We start from the raw sequence: 18,512 nt of genomic DNA, 5'->3' as shown, positions 1-18,512 counted from the left end.
CAGGAGCTGCAGGTCCGATGTCAACCACGTCCCCGTTGCTAACATCTAGGGTGTAGAGCTGGTTCGTGCCGTAATCAACCACATACAGCTGGTCAGTGTCTCCAGCGATGAAATCACCTCCAAAGTACTGGCTGTTCTCATCCACTGGCGCAATGATGGTCCAGGTGCCCGGTGTGTCGGTGTCAAACGTCACCAGGTTGTAGCCTGGGTAGACGTCGACTGCATAAGCCTGGGTACCGAGGATCTCGGCAACGTTAGGCGAGATAGCCTGAACTGCAGACGGAGTACCTGTGCTCGGGGCATGCCCGATTGAGGTAGGTTCAGTGCTGGCTGGCAACTCGCCGGTGAATTCGGGGATATGGATCTTCAGCAGCTGTTCATAACCGCGGTCTTGCTCCTTGAATTCAAAGGTAGCTGCTCCACTTCCATCATTGCTCAGCGTCCCCTCCACCGTTGTGCTCTCACCCATATCTAGTGTGGCATGGATGTTTGGCGGGGTGAATGACAGGATACCGGCACCCAGGTAGAAGTCCTGTGCTACCGTACCCCAGTCCGGCACGCTCACTGTTTGTGTATCTGGCGCGTATTTGTCATGTGTGGCGGTGAGATTGTGTTCTGCCTCAGCAATTTCACCCTCCAACCGGAAGGCGATATCGGTTGAAGGTGCGGTAACGATCGTCCAACTTTGCCACGCCGTACCGTTACCAAATCCGCCACCTGGGTTGATAAACTGGCCAATATATCCATTGGTTGAGTCGGCTGGCTGCCGTCCATATTGCCCACTACCAGTAAAGTTCATGGTTGGGTAGAAGACCAGCCAGTAGCGTCCTGGAGGCAGGACAACCGGTGATGCGAGATTCAGTGTTGTATTGGATGGATAGCCAGAACTTCCGTTGCTGATCACCACCTGGGGGCTGCTGGGCAGCAGGGTCAGTGTCCACACCGGTGGGTTGCCACCATATGGATTGCCAGCTGGAATCCCGTTGTTATCGGCAAAGATCTGCCAGGTAAGTGCGGTCGCATTCATTAGTGTGGTGAAGCCGTTCCAGCCATCACCGGGAACGAAGATGGTAGAGATGCTCCATGCCTCTTCGTTGACGAAGTCATCCGCTAAAAATGAAGAGAAAGTTGGATAGTCAGGGAACTCCTGATCCACATAAGAATTTTGGTTGACAGTGCTAAGTGGCTGGTCCCATAACACCGCATCAGGATGCGCCGACACCTGTGGTGCGGCTAACTTCTGTGGTGCAGGCGATACTAGGGTAATGCCTGGATTTGCCACTAGTGCAGCCTGGTAGTTTGGTGCAGCAGGTATAGTAACCAGCAATTCGACTGCTTCATTCTCCACGAAGATCGTGTAGAAGCCATCATCCACATTTGGATCATCAGGTGTGGCTTCGGTCTCAGCCGTGGCTCCTGTATCTGCCGACACCAGGGCATCATTCAGCGGCAGGTCAGTGTTTTGGTCATACACATTGCCCACCACCAGACCGCCATCCTGTGGTAGACAGGCTCCGAGTATAGCTACATCATCGATGTACCAACCAGGGAAAGTGACTGATAAATCAGTATGTAAGTAGAAGCGGAACTTGAAGTTAGCAACAGCGTAGCTGTTATCGAGAGAGACCGAATGCTCTGCCCATGCCAAATCTACATTGCCCTGAGCCTGGTTTACCGTGCTCCAGGTAGCTCCACCGTCTTTACTCACCTGGATATAGGCATAGTCACAGCAGCTTTCGGTCTGCAACCATTGCCACCAGTCCAGCTGGAATCCACCGGCGAGGGCACTCAGATCGATAATTGGAGAAACCAGGTAGTCATCAGAGTAATCGGGGTAATTGCCCGATAAATTGGTAGCCCAGACTTTCGTGCCAGAATGCGCAGAACCAGGTCCACTCGTTGGGGAACCCCAGGTCCAGGATGAGTTGACACTGCCAGGATCAACGCTAAAGCCGCCGTTATCAGCTTCAAAATCATTAATATATGTAGCCGCAGGTTCATAACCAAGTGCTGAGCATGCACCTACGTCTACACTCAGCGCAAAGTCCTCTGTGCGCGGGGTAGCCAATACTGGAAGCGTCCTATCTTCCTGAGAATAACCACCTGACCAGGCAGTCACATGGAAGGTATACGCGAGCCCATTAGCCAGAGAGACACTGTAGTAACCAGTTTCTGGATCGGTCCACACCGGGCTATCTGCGTAGCCATCGATATCGATGCGCGCATACAATGGCCAGCCAGTCGATGCATCTGTGACTGTGCCGTCCACGACCGACGATGGTGCTGGTGTTAATACGAAATTCAATACCGTGGTCTGATCGATCACGATTTCTGCTGTGTCAGCGGCCGGCAAATAACCATACTTGGCAGCAGACACATCATAGGTTCCAGCCAGAGCCTGCGTATGATAGTAGCCTGTGGAATCGGTTTGGACAGTGAATGAACCAGGTTCACCCTGGTTTTCACCGTGGACTTCCGCACCCACGATCGGGACACCGCTGCCCTGAACGGTAACATGACCTTCGATGGTACCAATGTCACCACACCACAATGTACCCATAGCCAGTGTGTTCAGGTAACCATACCCATAGGTATAGTTGCCTTCACCATCTTCAGGAGCCCCGCATGAGCCAGCAGGTGGGGTATCGGCTGTATCCTGCAGGATCTGGAAGGTCTGGTCAATGTTCCCAATCAAACCGGGATTGCACGACCAGAGCAGCGCTACTGCGCCTGCAGTATGCGGGCTAGCCATGGAGGTGCCGCTAAACCCGCAATTCCAACCGTTACCAGGAACCGATGAGCATATACTCACACCCGGTGCGGAGAGATTCGGTTTTATGTAAGGGTCGTCCTCAAACAAGCCCGGACCGCGGCTTGAGAAATCAGCGATATCTCGCGATACATCATGCGCTGCACTCCCAAACGCTTCTGGGTTGTCACCTGGGGTGTTCGCCGAACCGCAGGATGGTCCGGAATTACCGATTGAAAAGGCAGGAAAGATCCCGGCTGCCACCCAGGCTTGAATATTTTCCCTGTACCAGTCATCACCTTGGCCACCGCCCCAAGAATTATTCACCACATTGGGGCGATTGTTTGGATCACCATCAGGTGCAAGGAGCCAGTCTGCACAACCATTCAAATCAACATCAGAACAGGAGTTCGTTGCACATCCCTTGCAAGCAATCCACTGTGCATCAGGAGCCATGCCCACCTGGTATGTCAGGGCAGGGTCGTCGCTTCCCACCATGGTGCCCATTGTATGCGTTCCATGACCATTGTTATCACAAGCACCATTTGTACAGACACCAGTGGGGTCATACCAACACGCCGGATCGGTGGGAGCGCCATCACATTTAAATTGGTTCACGAGTGCAGGGTGATCCCATTGAACGCCCGTATCAATGTTGGCAACTACGATGCTATCACCCTTCATACCAAAGGTGGACCAGAATTGATCCGCCTTGGTATCCGTGATACCCCAATCCATGATCGCCTGGATTCCTGCAGATGCATTCGACTGCTGGACCGTGACTAATGAATTTGGAAAATCAAGGACGGGATCGATGTGGTATAGCTTTGAAGCCCGGATGGATGCAGTTCCAGGGAGAGCAGCCACAGCATTTGCAACGTTCAAGCTACCATTCGCAATAAATAAAGTATTTGATGCGAAGAAGCTTTTGTATTCAAGACCAAGCGATTTCACGATTGCAATTGCTGGGGCTTGAGAACGTTGTGCGGTCAGGGTTAATTTATCGTATACATAGTGACCGCGTGCATCCCAATCCATGGTCGAAGCGGCTGATAAATCTGCCTTTTCTGTGAAAGTCACAATAAAGTCAGCGCTTCCATCTATGGTGAATTTATCCAGTAACAAGCTTTCAATCTTTGCGTTAGCTTCATCTGGAGAGGTATTAGCAAGTACGCTATCTTTAACTGCAAAACCAAGAACCATCCCTACAAGTAAAAGGATGGCGAATGAAAGTTTAACTAACTTTCTAGACATATACTTCTCCCTTCGAGGTTGTTATATAGATTTGGTGAGGTAAGTTCATAGGATGTAAGAAATAGATATAGAAATGCGAAACTCACCCCCCAAGTGGTTTCTGCCAAGCAGCACCTCCTTCCTTCACGGTATAGCATGAATGCGATCCACCCCGAGCGTTATAATAATCTCATCATGATCGCTGTGGACGGTGAACCGTAATGAAAATCGGACTTATTTCCTAGGTTGCAGATTATGAGAATTACATTAATCGGTGAGATTTCGATAGAATCTCGGAGCCTTCTTATCACCAATTTTTAACATCAAACTAATCCATACTTAATCATAGCATAAATTTGCAAAATTGTGGGACATTTAATATGTAAATACACATAAAATATTGCGTATTCAGCGACACCTTTCAATACTGTAAGTTTGTCAAACATCTACTTGCAATGTACGATTAATGTAAACAACATATGATTAATTCTTCAGAACGATCAACAGATGTAAAAAAAGGATGGCTACAAAAACCATCCTTTTTATTGATTGAGCGGGTGATGGGACTCGAACCCACGAATAGTAGCTTGGGAAGCTACTGCCTTACCACTTGGCAACACCCGCAATGTTGAAGCTACAGCTTGCTGATTATAGCAGCCAACATACAGATGTCAAGGAAAGATATATCCTGGTGTTATAATTTTGAAATCATGCCTATCGATAATCCCAACGAATTGAGCGAACGCGAGCTGGAAATATTAAAGCTCGTTGCCACTGGTGTGAGCAATAAAGAAATTGCTCAGCAGCTGTTTATTAGCCAAAATACAGTTAAAGTTCACATTCGAAACATCTTCACCAAAATTAATGCTGCTTCCCGCACAGAAGCCGCCATGTACGCTGTTCGCATAGGATTTGTGGAGACTATTTCCCCACAAATTCAGGTCCAAGACGATGGGATGAAAAGTGAAGGACAAGGGCTATCAACGACAGGTGGAAAGATCCCACCTCTTGAATTTGATCAAACGTCGAAACGTACTGGAAGAAGGCAGTTAATACGCTATCTAGGCATATCGATTCTTGTCATCGCGGTTGTCATACTGGGTAGTATTTACCTCCCTAAAGCCATCGGTCAGGGGAATACTTCTTCTCCACCTACATTAACTCCGCAAGTTCAATGGTATGAATTAGCTGGTCCCCCAACGCCGCGTAAAGGGCTTGCAGTTGTTAATTATGAAAATGTACTGTATGCCATCGGTGGGGATACCGCTACAGAGGTTAGTGGTATTGTTGAGGCCTATGACCCACAAACCCACTTATGGGCTACGCGCGCATTAAAACCCACTCCTGTCTCTGATATCCATGCGGCACTCATTGGAGGATTGATTTACATCCCCGGAGGCCGCTTGTCTGCTGGGATGCCGACCGATATTACAGAAGTGTATGATCCTCAGCTGGACCAATGGACTTCAGGATTCCCCATGCCAAAAGCGTTGAGTGCATATTCGTTGGTTGTCTACGAAGGAAAAATGTACGTGTTTGGCGGCTGGGACGGGCAGCAGGTGACGAATAGCGTCTATATGTTCGATCCAGATAATCACACTTGGGTCGAAATTTCTCCGATGCCCACTGCTCGTTCTTACTCTGGAGCGGTCCTTGTTGGAAATAAGATCTATGTGGTCGGTGGCTGGGATGGAAAAATCGCCTTAACTGTAAATGAAGTTTTTCAACCCGAATCATCAAATCCGACCTCAGGTTGGTCACAAGCTCCTCCCTTACATTATGGGCGGTACGGGATGGGTACTGTAAATATCGCTGATATTATTTTCATTATTGGTGGAACTACATCGAATGACGATTCGACCTCGATTGCCTTCATCCCGGAAGAGACCGATTGGGGCCAGGTGGAAAATCCAATTAAAACAAGCTGGCAATTCCTCGGAGCGACAAATATCGGCACAAGGCTATACGCATTGGGGGGAATTATTAATAATGTTTTACTCGACCAAATGTGGAGCTATAAGGTACTTTTTTCGATCGTGTTACCCATCTTACCCAAGTAGTAAATCGATTTTCAGAAGATTTATTTATGGCACGTGGATATTTCCCAGGTCTTTTACTTCGCTAGAGGTAACTTCCACAAGTATTGTTTTTCCAGTTTCATCTTGCAATGGAGTCCCCCCATTTTGAGACCAGATCACGAACGCATATTGCCCAGGCGTGACCTCAGAAAAAACGAATTTCCCGGTTTTGATATCTTGGACCGCGATCGGATCAGTCAGTTCTGAATAATTTACTATCGGTGGTTCTCCTGCCGTTTCGGCAGGGCTGGCTGCTGACAGGTAAATCGACGTAATAAAAGGTCTAGTGCTCTCACCGCTTTCCATCAATACACCGGTAACAACTGCTTTTCCCGATATTGGTGTTGGAACAACCAATCCATCAACAAAATAAACCTGGGTAGACGATAATTGAGCTGCTTGAGTACTACTTGTTGGGCCTGGGTAAGCACTACTTTCATTTGAATTACCTGGTTCTATTGGACCCGGATAAGTAGACAACGTATTTTCAGGTGCTTGCTGATCATTTTTACTACTACATCCAACTAATAATACTAAACAGAACCCAATCAATAGGATTTTTTTAATCAAGGTTTTTATCTCCTACATGATAGCAATCTTGTGAAAAAACGTATATAACAAAAAATCATACTACTTAATTTTCTTTAAATAGCCATTAACGTTGAATGTTGCGTTTTTACCAAACAAGTCGCAGAAAGAGCGATCAATAATAAAATCATTCCTATCCCGTAAAAATTCTCGAATAGCTTTTAACGGACCCCCATGAAATCTGTTATTCATTCCCAGTTCATTAACAATTCCATCTTCGATTATAAAATATGAGTTTACCGTAACCATATCACAAAACTTATTAATAACATTTAATGTGTTTTCATATGTATGTGATGAATCTTCAATAATGAGTATTTTAGAAAAACCATTGACAGCTGTTGAGTCGTATTTTTCCCACCCATTCGTAAACAACCTTACTCTCGGATGGTCTTTTACCCTTTCATCACACAAATCTTCTATGTCAATTGAGTGGATTACACCATTACCAATGATATCCATTAGGTTTGCGAGATAGAGTGTCGTCCCTCCGTGAAATGTACCAACCTCAATGACTAAATCTGGCTGTAATTGTGTAATGATCATCTGGTATATAAGATAATCCATCGGACATTTCCAGACCTTTATGCCCCGATAGGTTGCCTGTAAATGTCCTTTATACATGGTCCTCATATTGAGATTAACTTGTTCATCCCACGGTGTAAATAATTTTGTCAAGATCATTTTAGTTCTTTCAATTGCTATAACAATATGAGATATTCATTCGAATGGTTGATATTGCGTTTCTAATAAATATCCAAATGTACTCTGTGAAAGGCAATTATAATCTAACCATTGGCTCTCAGAAAATTACCACTTTTGCAGATTTGTTGTAATGAATAACGTAATTTTTAAATAAACCAGACACATCTCTGGGTTTCACAAAGATGTGTCTGGTCTTATTAATAATTAGTTATGAGTTACGGCATTTTGAGCGCGTTATAGTTCGCTGCATCTACGAGGGTCGCTCCAAATCCTGAATCATTGACAACTGCGACGACTGCACCTGTCGAAGTCAAGACTGCAGAGCCATACCATCCGTAACCGCCTGCAGATGGAGGGACGGTGGGTAGACCCGTCAGGTTACCGTTCCAGTAGTTTCCGGAGCCATTGGCAGGGATCACCACATCAGGAGGATTGCTTGCGCTTTGTGAGCTTCCATCCCAGTTGAACAGCTCGAGATGTACGGTTACCGGTGAAGCAGTCAGATTCTGGATTTGAATACCAGTGGTAAGCTTAACGCTAGACAGGTGATATCTGCGTACTAGAGGCAGAGCAAAGCTTGTTCCACCAGCATCGGAAGCAACACAGTTGTATGTACCTGCGTTCTTCACGCTCCAACCAGCTCCAAACAAAGTATCATTGACGACAGCCATCAAATTCCCATCACCATGAATAGCTGCCACACCGTAGAAGCCGTTATTGGTCGGAGTAGGGTTGGCAGGAGTCTGAGAGCCGCCTGGTAAACCAGCGGCGCGTGAGCTTCCTCCTGGCCCCTGGAAGGAGATTGCTGAGCTATTTGCTGGAACAACTACATCTTCAGTATAGGTGCCTGTATGAGGGCTGCCAGCATCAGCATAGAATGTGATCGTAGCATCGATGTCAGCATTCGTCGGGTTCACCAACGAGATACCCGTGTCTCCATAGTAGTTTGCCCGGATCAATGGACAATATACGTCCGTCGCTGCCGATGCTGTCGGAACTCCGCTAAAGCCAGACACGCCTGGGCTTCCTGCAAGATCAATGAATGATTGGACAACGAGCTCTGTGGCAGACGTAATTTTTACTGAACCAACAAACCCGTGTGCTCCTAAACCAGCTGACCAACCAGTGTCAGGTAATGTACCCCAAACAGCATCTGCCATAGTGTAGGTTACTGACGTTCCTGCTGGGATGGGTTGATTGGTTAGTACTTTTACCGGAGCCGCTAACCCAGCCCCATAAAGGGTGATTGTTACATCATTGATTGCTGCAGCCGTATTCGTATTTTGAATTGAAAATTGGCTGGTCTGTTTAGCGTAGTTGCCGGTAATTAATGGTACAGTCACATCCGTGCCTGGGTCAACGGTTGAATAAATCGCTGCACCACCAGTGGCACTCCAGTCGGTGCGTGCGATTGCGGCGACGGGCAAGGTTGACATCGCAACCATCGAGAAGGAACCATTAGGTACCGCCGGAATGGTAGGTAAGTAATAGTTCTTTGCAGCAGATGGATTGATGCTATCACCACCCTCGGCGGATATTGTGATCGGGGCGGAGCCGTCTGTATTATACAGAAGCACGTCTACGCTCGCAGAATCAGTGTCGCTGAGGTTTTGAATCTGGATGCCGGATACACCGGAGCCACTCATTCCTGCACTTGCAGGTAGAGTAATTATGAGTGCAACCATCATTACAACAAACATTACATATAACTTTTTTGCCATGCGAACCTCCTTATCGGTTTGTTAATGTTTAATAATCTCTCTGAGCCTAATTCTACAGGATACTGAGAGGATGTCTATAATGCTTTAGTAGTAATCCTTGGATTAAGGTTTTCCACCCAGCATGCTTAATAAATTCCCCGCCTGGTAAAGTAGCTCGCTATCAACTTCCGGGTCACCTTTATCAATGATGGTGGCCATATCAGCCTTGGCTTTGTCGATTTCTCCACTCATATAATAAGCAAAACCGCGCTCCCAATAACATCTCAGCTGATCCGGATTAATGCTAATGCAATTCGATAATTCTTTAATCGCGTTAGGTAAATCACCCCCACTTGTATAAATCTGTGCAGAAACATAATACAAATCGGATGAGTTTTGTATGGCGGTTAACGCTTTATCGATAGTTTCTCGCGCAGCCGTAGCATTTTTCTCCTCCAGCTGAAGCATTGCTAGGGCTGCATAACCTTCAGCGTTATTTGGGTCAAGTTGTATGGCTAAACTACAATCTTGCTCAGCAGCTTTAAATTCTGCTAATAAACGGTATGCGTTACACCTGCTTGATAGCAATACAGGATTATTTTCAATCTTAAGCGCATTTGAATAATATCCAGCTGCCTCGTCATATCGACGCCACTTCATCGTAATGTCACCTAGCTTTCCATAGGCTTCTGCAAGGTTTTCCTGCGCTTGGACGGCTCTCTGATAATATAAAAACGCATCTTCAAATTTTTTTTGTTTAAATAGCTCATCCGCTCGTTGGATATCAGTCAGATTCTCCGATATCGGTTGTGGATTCTTTCGAAGGATATTCGTAAAAATCTCATTGATATTCCGATAATTGATCACAATACCAACTAGGATGACAATAAAAGTTATCAAAACCAGGCTTAAGATAGATCCCTTTTTCATCATTACTTTCCTTGTATGTAGATCCATTATATTTTTGGCTTACAAATAAAGACGAACTGGCCTGCTGCATTCACAGGAACAAAAGGAGCAACAAATAACATCGAAATTAATCGTTTTGGATGCTTAATGTAATTTAATAGATCTTTTTTCGTCCGAGGAAAAGCCCTTTCATGTTCATAACCCATCGCTTTTTTTATCGTTAATCCATTTTCCTCTAACAGTGACTGCCATTGGAGACGAGTGCCATAACGCTGCAAAGGCTGACCATCATCATCGACATCCCCGGTCCGCCAGGCAATTTGGACGTTCCACCGCAACCCGAATGTGTTCGGCACTGTCAGGCATGCGATTCCATCTGGTTTCAAAACGCGTGACATCTCTCGTATGGCCAATGCCATGTTTTCAAAGTGCTCCAGGCTGCCGAAATTAGTTACCACATCGAAACAATGGTCACAGAATGGGAGGATTTGCGCGTCACAATTGATTATCGCACCACACGATTGTTCGGCAGCAATTTTGCATGCAGTTAATGAAAAATCTAATCCATAAGCCTGTGCGCCGCGTTGCTGTGAATACTTCACCATCTGGCCTCTACCCGTCGCGATGTCAAGCACTCGCAGCCCTTGTCTGATAGACAATAATGAGCATGTCCAAATAAAAAAAGAGTCCATTTGGTGTATAGACGGACCCTCATAAATTTCGTTATATTTAGCCTGGGTTTCCTTAGTATGGCGAATCTCTATCAAGATTAACCGATCCTTTTCCTGTGTTGTAAGTTGATTTCAACTTTTGTAAATCGTGACCAAGGGCAATTGCAGATAATCCACCCAAAAATAATTCTAACAGAGTCCCCCATATTCGCCAGCTAAGGGTTACAACAGCTGCAAGAGAACCTCCGATGATGGTGCTTAATGCAATATACAGAAAACCATCTTTCAATCCAATATCTCCGGGTAGCCACATACCTATTGGACCCAGAGCCATGGCCATGCTTAAGGCTCCCAAAATTGTTGAAAAAGGGACTGCTGCATCAACGATAATTGATTTCATGAGGAAATAAAATACTCCACCGGCAAAAAAAGCGACGATCGTTTCTCCAATTATCCAACGTAAAGTATCCCAAGATTTTATTGTTGGTAGCTCAATAATTTCCTGACCGTTTTGTTTTTTTGTCGTGCGACGTACAGCATAATGGATAATTCTGGGACCGAGCATGGCGGTGCTGATAACTAAAATTGGTAATACAATAAAAAGTAATAACTTCGTGTCTATCCAACTCGCTTGTGCAAATCCAGCGATAATGCTTATGCCAAGCGCAACTAAGGCTCCCAAAGACATCATGATCATTTCAATTAAGACCGTTATCATGATTAAAGCCTTTGAAGCTTTATATCGAATATCATATAAATACATTCTACTAACTGCGGACCAGATAAATCCTGGTATTTTCCGTGCTACCGCACTGAGACACCAGGCTTCATAATCAAATATCTGGGATGATTTTACAGATAAACGATGAACAATATTACCCCAAACCAATCCTGCGAATGCCACGCCAATCATCTGGCAAACGAATGAAAGCAGAAGAAAAACAAAACTAAATTTAATTCCATTGCTGAAGATCTCTTTTACCCCAAAATAGGCCCTGTATATCAAGTATGAAAAAACCATAAGGGTAATACCGAGGGTAACGAGCCGCTTCCACGATAGCGATCGAGGTATTTTTATATTCCTGAAAAATGCTGACATTTATAAAATATTCTGCTTGATAAAATAACTACGACTTTCCTTGAGACCAGCCACTAATCCATCAATATAACTTCTAGGTAAATCCATCTTCAGGTGCATCATACCATCAATTATGACCCGGAAAAGTCGGATTATTTCCATAAATATGACCATAGGAATCTTTATTCCCCGAATATGTTTGCACAAAAACACAACCCTGGCTTTTTGATATAAGAAAATTCTCTTATTGGGCTGTTTTTTTGTACTGCTTGAAACTCGGTGAATAATGGTGCTTTTGGGCTGGTACCAAATCGAATAACCGGCTTGTTTTGCTCGATAACAAAAATCCACATCCTCGTGATAGAAAAAAAAGCGCTCATCGAGTAAACCAATTCGCTCAATAATTTCCCGTTTAATTAACATGCAGGTGCCGACTGCAAAATCTGTTTGGCATAACAGATTGGATTGACCTTGATCTGGTCTGCCCATACCAACCATCTCACCAATGATCCGTGGTTTTCGGAATTTTCCTCCGGCATACCATATCGTGCTGGCAGGTGCATCATACAGAATTTTAGGGCTGCATACACTTGCCTGAGGGTCATCTTGGAAAGGCTCAAGAAGTGGTTGAATAAAATCTCTTGGTAGTTCTGTGTCGTTATTTAAGAGCAGGATATAATCACAGGCTTGTTCTAGAGCTGCCCGAATTCCAACATTATTTGCTGCGGCAAAACCATAATTCTTGTCCAAAAGCAGTAAATGAATATTTTCTATCTTTTCTAGTTTGTTAATCGATTCATCCTGAGACCCATTATCAAGGATCCATATCTCCTTGTTGGGATATGAACAAATACGCAATGCTTCTATGCATTGAATGGTATCTGGCCAGTTATTCCAATTGAGAATAATTATTCCTACTTTTGGATATGGACCGGTACTACCAGGATTTTCCCTTTGGTCCGTCATATTTTTGTTTCCCGTAATGCCTTAATCATACCTAGCGTATGAGACAAATCGAGGATCAGGATCCCAGGTAAGTACTTTACCTTCTTGAGGAACGCTCCGTTAAACAATCTCATCATCCCCCGAATAATGATCCGCACGAAACCACCCAGTTCACCGATAATTGGAATTCGAACAAGCTTCATTCCCGTTCGCTGAAATATCGACCATTGGTCAGCATACATCGCTCGAAATTGACCCGTAACAATGCCATAATTAAAAATATGTCTGGCTGCAGAATGAAAATCCTTGCGCGGGTGATCATGGATAACGATTGCTCGTGGCGCATAGCGGATTTGAACACCATGTTGGATGATACGCCAGCAAAATTCACGGTCTTCTCCACCAGCGCCTAAAAATGACTCATTAAATCCACCAACCTCGTTAAAAAGAGGACGCTTGATAGCAAAATTTAATGTCGGCGCATAAGCTATTGATAAACGGTTTGCGAATCCGTATGCCGTTGTTGAAAATCCAAAATAATGATCACACATACCCCAATAAGACATGTTCTCCGGAACATCAACTGCGCCAGCGATGACAAGCTCTGTGGAAGAAATGGCTTCTGCTAATTGCTCTATCCAATTGGGTCTGGGAATACAATCCGAATCAGTAAATACCAACCAATCTCCCACGGCTGATCTTGCTCCAATATTTCTGTTGTGAGCAGGTGTGGGTAAGTCATCCACTTTGATATATTTCAGATTTTCCAATGCGGTAAATTTTTGGGTTTCTTGTTGACCGACAATAAGGATTTCATTAACCAAATCTAATCTCGTCTGACGTGCCAAAGAGTCAATCGTTGATTTCAATAGTTTGGCGTTACGTACTGGTATGATTACGCTAATGAAAGGTTGATTGCCTAACATAATATTAACGAGAAAATTTTATCCAATCACCTGAACAGGTAACACCCGAAGCTTTATGACTAGATTCGAAACTGCTCTATTTGGCTTGGTTTGCATAGGCTTTCTCTAATTTAGCAACAAGCTGCTCCCACGTAAAGTTTTCGATATTCTTAAGCCCTCTTGTTATTAACTCGTTTGCGATCTCCTGCGACCGAAGCACCTGGATGATTTCAAATGCTAGTGAAGTTGGTTCCCCTGCTTGTTTAGCCATCCTTCCGGCTGGTGGATCACCTAGCAAAAATGGACGATCACCTACCGGTGCAGTAACAAACGGAACTCCACATATCCAGCTTTCGAATAATTTTAATGGAGAACGTCCCCGCGCTGCATCGTTATCAAAAACCGGGTCGACGGATACTTCTGCGAGCGCGTAATAATCCGGCACCTTTTCAGGTAAGACCTTGCCCGAAAAGCAAACAGCTTGCCCTATTCCCAGGGCATCAGATTGCTTAATCAATATTTGATAATCTTCGCCACCACCCACTAATAATAATATTGTATCGGGAAACTCCTGATGAACCACGACAAATGCCTCAAGCAATAAATCGACCGGATGATTCACCAGGCTCATTGTTCCAATATAAAGAACAACACGTTTTCCTTCCAGGCTTAATTCCATCCGAAGTTGGTTCACCTCTGCTGGATCAGGTGCAAAAAACCGTCCTTTATCTATGCCATTGGGTAGATAGAGAATCCGTTCAGGCAGACAACCCCAATTCTGTAAATTTCGTCGCATAAAAGTAGTGTTTGTGCTCACCAGGCTTGCCCGGCGAGGCATTTTTGTTTCAAATAAAGCAACCAATTGTCTTTGCCAGGAACTTGAAAACCTGTTCGATCCTGCCTCATAATCATCACAATCAATACATAATACAGAACCTCGAATTTTCGCAGCCAGATAACCTGCAATGCTGTTCATTGGGTGGGGTTTGCATACATTGATGATATCTGCAGGTATTGATAGCGCCGCTTTAAGCAGAGCAAGGGTCGCAGATAATGTCACCCAGGCTAATCGACCCGGTGAGAAGTATTTTTTTTGGCTGCCGGTCTTCATGACATGCATCTGGGCAACATATTCTATACTGACTTTATCCCTAATAAATTTTCTGGTTTGTAAATTTGAAAAATCAGGGTGTAATGCGATGATAGTTACCTGATGTCCTCGTGTCGCCAAGGCCTTTGCCATTGGCCAAAAACGCCCTAATCCGGATGGGCTTTCCAAATCCTGGGTTAATAAAAAAAGGATTCTCATTGACTTAATTCATGTAAACATGTCTTATATCGTTGCCCATTGACGAGAAGGCTATATTTTTCCTGATAAAGCATGTATCCAGCTTGCGCGATATGTTCACGCAAGGTAGGCTTCTTCCATAAAGCAGTGATCGCATCCGCGATCGCTAGTCCATTAGCCCGTTCGCAAAGATAAATATTTTCGCCATGGGTAAATACCTGCCTGATTGCAGGTGAATCGCCACTGATCAACGGCTTACGCATCGCTACAGATTCATAGATCTTATTTTGAATCGTCATCATCGATTGCGGCGTGATGCCAAAAGCTCCCAGGCATATATCTACCTGGCTCATGTGGTGTTTAAGCTGCTCCTTTTCCAACCATTTGATAAATTTCACATTTGAGAGCTGATTGCGGTCAGAGAATTCAACGGCAGCTTGGAGTTCTGGCCCGGTGCCAATGAATTCAAACTGAATACATGGTTCGCTTTTGAGGATTTGTGCCGCTTCGATCATATATATCACCCCATGATTGGGGATGAACGTGCCGTAATAGAGCACAGTAAATTTGTCATCCTTATCTGGAGATTCCGAAACCGGCGAAAATGTTCGGTCATCGGCGCCGGTGGGCACCAAGTAGAATCGCTCCGGTTTGACCTGATACGTTTTGACAAACCATTGTACATAATCATTGGTATCCAATATCAATCTGTCGGGAAGTCTAAGTGCCAGCCACTCAATTGCTCGCAACATCTTCGCTGATAATTTATTTTGTTTATCCAATCCTCTCTCGATTGTGATCAGATAGATCGACATAAACACGTCCCAAACCAATGGTTTGTGTTTCATCCAGGAGAGGATGCGGGCTAGCAATACATCGAATTGACCAGGGTATCCAACGATCAAAATATCATGTGTATCTGTTTTCAGGTATTTTCGAAGCAAATGCCAGTACGCACTGATAACTCGTTTCCAGAATCCAGGCTTCAGCCATTCGCCACTGGCTATGCGAACTCGGTCTTCTATTCCATGCCATAATGTCTCGTGACATTCATTGACAACCACGCCATTCATGCGTAGTCCAGCGATCATCATCTGGTTTCGGCTGTAATTTTCACGGTAGGTGCCGAAATAACACACCCTCAGAGGTTGATTATTGTTCGCAGGCATTTTCGACCATATAGATGAAAACTTGATCGCTGTGATAGATAACCTTGATCTTCGGACTCATGGCCAGTTCCTGCGGAGTGAAGAGTGGATGATTATTACTGGTTGGGGAATCAAATTTCTGCCCAATATAGATGTGGGTAATCCCGTGCTCACACAGCAATCTCATTCCTTCCATAGAAACTGGGCTAGTCCGCTCTAATTCAGCTTGAAGCTCCACCAGCTTTTGCGTGTAATCCGGGTTAATCGGCTGCTCATTCGACATAGCATATTGTGGGGGGATTGTGTTTTCCCGCCCTGTCAGCAAGGGAATCCACCAGCCTGCATCCGTCCCGATCACATTCGTCACCCAATTCTCGTGAGTACCTTCGATGAGAAACCTCGCATTTTCCGAGACATTCTCCTTGATCCATTGCATAGCCCGCATATCAGGCCTTGTAACGAATGCATATCGATCAGGATTGGCAATATTTCTGAGATTCCATGCCCCAAAAATACCGAGAAAAATGATTACTGTAAATACGGCGAGTTTTCCCGGCTTCCAGTTTGCCACCCATCCGGCCAAATCGCCTCCAATATAACCAGTCAATAAACCAGCCGGTATGTAAAGCGTGATGAGTACAGCAAAGGACTGCACATATTGTACCCAAGGTACGTGTAGCACGATTAAGGCATAAAGTGAAGACATGCCAATCACCCACAGTCCAAGCGAGGCCGTCGCCCAATCCCTTTTAATGATCGCCCATAGAAGCCCCGCCAGGCTGATAACAAGTATTCCGATCGGGAGGTAAGACCGGATGTATATCCATGATTGATAATCGTGTGTGACCAACCCAGATAAAGCGCTCGTTGCTGCTCCAATCCCGGTGTAATCAACCAGCCTGCTTCCTTGAACGCGCAATCCCCATGGCATGAAAAACAGTAAACTGATAAATCCTATCAGCGCGATAGACCAAAGCACGCGTAGCCAACTGCGTAAATTCCGCAGAGTATATTTAAATAATTCAGCCACAAGCATTGCAATGATAAATGTCGCAATAATAAAGATCATGCGGAACTCACACAAGACCATCCCCGCAATTAAGCCTCCAGTGATGACAATCTTCATCCAAGGCAAATGGGTCCAGCCTGTAGAATATTTCTCATCATGAAGGCAATCCACCACCTCCCAGATCATCCACATGGCAACAGGTAGGATTACCTGGCCTGCCAGCTGGGCATACCTGCCCCAGTTGATGTAAAAAGCGGGCATGGGTGCTAACAATCCTGCGGTAAGAACAGCGATCACCCCTCCGATACGCTTACCATGGCACAACCTGATAGCCAGGGGGTAGAGTGCCAGAGGAGCGATAATATTTAATATTTGCCCCATGTAGAGCACAGCCTGACCACTCAAAACCCCGGTGACCCATGAAAGCATGGCAGCCAGAATTGGGAACCCGAAGTGCATGCTGTATGTTTGGTACTGTGCGTATGGCAGCCAGGAGGTAAACAATCCCTGGTGGTCGAGGATCAATTGCGTGACCACCGTATGGTGGAGTGAATCATTCCACATCGGCTGTTCCAGGCCGCGTACGGGCCAGAACCGCGTGAGAGAAATCAAGACAAGGATGATGATGAGGCTGATATCGATCCAAATGGTTGACTTGGAAAATATATGTCCCCCATGTTTAGCCTGGTCCGATTTATGAGACCTATTGCGCTTGGAAAACGTGATTATGTTTCTTGTGATGATATAGATACCACCGGAAATCACCGGCAGCCAGGCATACCACTTTCCAAGCTGGAGGTGAACCAGGTAGGTAACCAGCACAAAGAGGGTATAGAATGCCACGGATGTGCCGATTGCGAGGGGGAGCTTCTCAAGACTAGTGAATCTCTCCCAACCCATCCATAACGCGCTAAGAATAGCCCATCCCGGGATGGTCAAGACAAGTAAACCTGCGCTAAAGATGATTAAGTAGTGGAATATCTGCTCGGCTAATCCGAGAAACACTGAAAGCTTGTCATAACCAAGGCTAAATGTCAATTGTGCATCGATCGGCTGATGATTTTCGTATGCAGATCCATTCTGGTAGCTTACCGCCTGATCCGTTGCTATACGGACCATCCCACTCCCATCGATCGTCAGATAAGCATAGAAATATTGATCATTTGAATCATTGATCGCTTCAAAATCAAACCGGTAAGCCTTACTTGATTCAACCTCTGAAATGGGGAGTTTAACAACGGCAATATCAGCGGATGCTTGTGGATCCGCCCGCAGATGCACGGATACTGTACCCGAGCCTTGTTCGAGTGGCTCGAGTAAAAAGTTTACCGCTTGTAAACCTGAATAATCACTGACGAAGGTCTGGCCAATGCTGTTATTGGCACTTAACGTCATCCATTGGGATATGTTGCCCTGATGGATAACCACCCAGGGTGAACAGCCGGTAAGCGCTAAGATTAAAACCGAACCGATGAGTATCAGGATAAGCCGCAGTGATTTCATTAC

General features: G+C 45.2%; 13 protein-coding genes and 1 tRNA gene. 1 reads left to right on the top strand and 13 read right to left on the bottom strand.

The window, feature by feature from the left end:
- Positions 1-4,003: hypothetical protein (locus C3F13_11710; protein PWB52419.1), on the bottom strand; the 4,003-nt coding region annotated here is incomplete at its 3' end.
- 528 nt (positions 4,004-4,531) lie between these two features.
- A tRNA-Gly gene (locus tag C3F13_11705) sits at positions 4,532-4,606 on the bottom strand.
- A 44-nt stretch (positions 4,607-4,650) separates the two neighbouring features.
- On the opposite strand from C3F13_11705, the gene C3F13_11700 reads away from it, so the two are divergent.
- A complete protein-coding gene (locus C3F13_11700; protein PWB52418.1) occupies positions 4,651-6,042 on the top strand; it encodes a hypothetical protein in 1,392 nt (463 codons plus the stop codon).
- Between the two features lie 24 nt (positions 6,043-6,066).
- On the opposite strand, the gene C3F13_11695 is transcribed toward C3F13_11700, so the two are convergent.
- The 11 genes from C3F13_11695 to C3F13_11645 form a co-directional block, all read right to left on the bottom strand.
- The gene (locus C3F13_11695; GenBank protein ID PWB52417.1) at positions 6,067-6,366 is read right to left on the bottom strand and encodes a hypothetical protein; all 300 of its coding nucleotides are present in this window, start codon (positions 6,364-6,366) and stop codon (positions 6,067-6,069) included.
- Positions 6,367-6,690: 324 nt separating this feature from the next.
- On the bottom strand, positions 6,691-7,332 hold the full coding sequence (locus C3F13_11690; GenBank protein ID PWB52416.1) for a hypothetical protein: 642 nt from the start codon (positions 7,330-7,332) through the stop codon (positions 6,691-6,693).
- A gap of 236 nt (positions 7,333-7,568) precedes the next feature.
- Positions 7,569-9,074: a hypothetical protein gene (locus tag C3F13_11685; protein PWB52415.1), complete on the bottom strand. Its 1,506-nt coding sequence runs from the start codon at positions 9,072-9,074 to the stop codon at positions 7,569-7,571.
- A 102-nt stretch (positions 9,075-9,176) separates the two neighbouring features.
- Entirely contained in the window at positions 9,177-10,010 is an 834-nt protein-coding gene (locus C3F13_11680; protein ID PWB52414.1) for a hypothetical protein, read from the bottom strand.
- Positions 10,010-10,729 (bottom strand): hypothetical protein, encoded by a 720-nt coding sequence (locus tag C3F13_11675; protein PWB52413.1) that lies wholly within the window; start codon positions 10,727-10,729, stop codon positions 10,010-10,012. Before C3F13_11675 ends, C3F13_11680 begins: the two co-directional genes overlap by 1 nt.
- The gene (locus C3F13_11670; protein ID PWB52412.1) at positions 10,707-11,732 is read right to left on the bottom strand and encodes a hypothetical protein; all 1,026 of its coding nucleotides are present in this window, start codon (positions 11,730-11,732) and stop codon (positions 10,707-10,709) included. Before C3F13_11670 ends, C3F13_11675 begins: the two co-directional genes overlap by 23 nt.
- A complete protein-coding gene (locus C3F13_11665; GenBank protein ID PWB52411.1) occupies positions 11,733-12,677 on the bottom strand; it encodes a glycosyltransferase family 2 protein in 945 nt (314 codons plus the stop codon). It lies immediately after the preceding gene.
- Positions 12,674-13,582, bottom strand: coding sequence for a hypothetical protein (locus tag C3F13_11660; protein ID PWB52410.1), 909 nt, complete (start codon positions 13,580-13,582; stop codon positions 12,674-12,676). Before C3F13_11660 ends, C3F13_11665 begins: the two co-directional genes overlap by 4 nt.
- 76 nt (positions 13,583-13,658) lie before the next feature.
- Positions 13,659-14,870 carry a hypothetical protein gene (locus C3F13_11655; GenBank protein ID PWB52409.1) on the bottom strand — a complete coding sequence of 404 codons (1,212 nt, stop codon included), beginning with the start codon at positions 14,868-14,870 and terminating at the stop codon, positions 13,659-13,661.
- Positions 14,867-16,018 (bottom strand): hypothetical protein, encoded by a 1,152-nt coding sequence (locus C3F13_11650; GenBank protein PWB52408.1) that lies wholly within the window; start codon positions 16,016-16,018, stop codon positions 14,867-14,869. The genes C3F13_11655 and C3F13_11650 overlap by 4 nt, the downstream gene beginning before the upstream one ends.
- On the bottom strand, positions 16,002-18,509 hold the full coding sequence (locus C3F13_11645; protein PWB52407.1) for a hypothetical protein: 2,508 nt from the start codon (positions 18,507-18,509) through the stop codon (positions 16,002-16,004). Before C3F13_11645 ends, C3F13_11650 begins: the two co-directional genes overlap by 17 nt.
- Positions 18,510-18,512: the final 3 nt, after the last annotated feature.

It is taken from the genome of Anaerolineales bacterium (assembly GCA_003105035.1).
In the GTDB taxonomy this organism is placed as follows: Bacteria; Chloroflexota; Anaerolineae; order Anaerolineales; family UBA4823; genus FEB-25.
Note: the sequence above shows the minus strand (reverse complement) of the source record. Positions and strands in the feature narration are given on the sequence as shown.

What these genes read in the sequence shown, in the direction of transcription:
- C3F13_11690 (PWB52416.1), bottom strand. Translation starts at nt 7,332, where the DNA reads ATGATCTTGACAAAATTATTTACACCGTGGGATGAACAAGTTAATCTC.
- C3F13_11660 (PWB52410.1), bottom strand. Translation starts at nt 13,582, where the DNA reads ATGTTAGGCAATCAACCTTTCATTAGCGTAATCATACCAGTACGTAAC.
- C3F13_11655 (PWB52409.1), bottom strand. Translation starts at nt 14,870, where the DNA reads ATGAGAATCCTTTTTTTATTAACCCAGGATTTGGAAAGCCCATCCGGA.
- C3F13_11695 (PWB52417.1), bottom strand. Translation starts at nt 6,366, where the DNA reads ATGGAAAGCGGTGAGAGCACTAGACCTTTTATTACGTCGATTTACCTG.
- C3F13_11700 (PWB52418.1), top strand. Translation starts at nt 4,651, where the DNA reads ATGTCAAGGAAAGATATATCCTGGTGTTATAATTTTGAAATCATGCCT.
- C3F13_11665 (PWB52411.1), bottom strand. Translation starts at nt 12,677, where the DNA reads ATGACGGACCAAAGGGAAAATCCTGGTAGTACCGGTCCATATCCAAAA.
- C3F13_11670 (PWB52412.1), bottom strand. Translation starts at nt 11,732, where the DNA reads ATGTCAGCATTTTTCAGGAATATAAAAATACCTCGATCGCTATCGTGG.
- C3F13_11680 (PWB52414.1), bottom strand. Translation starts at nt 10,010, where the DNA reads ATGGATCTACATACAAGGAAAGTAATGATGAAAAAGGGATCTATCTTA.
- C3F13_11650 (PWB52408.1), bottom strand. Translation starts at nt 16,018, where the DNA reads ATGCCTGCGAACAATAATCAACCTCTGAGGGTGTGTTATTTCGGCACC.
- C3F13_11645 (PWB52407.1), bottom strand. Translation starts at nt 18,509, where the DNA reads ATGAAATCACTGCGGCTTATCCTGATACTCATCGGTTCGGTTTTAATC.
- C3F13_11685 (PWB52415.1), bottom strand. Translation starts at nt 9,074, where the DNA reads ATGGCAAAAAAGTTATATGTAATGTTTGTTGTAATGATGGTTGCACTC.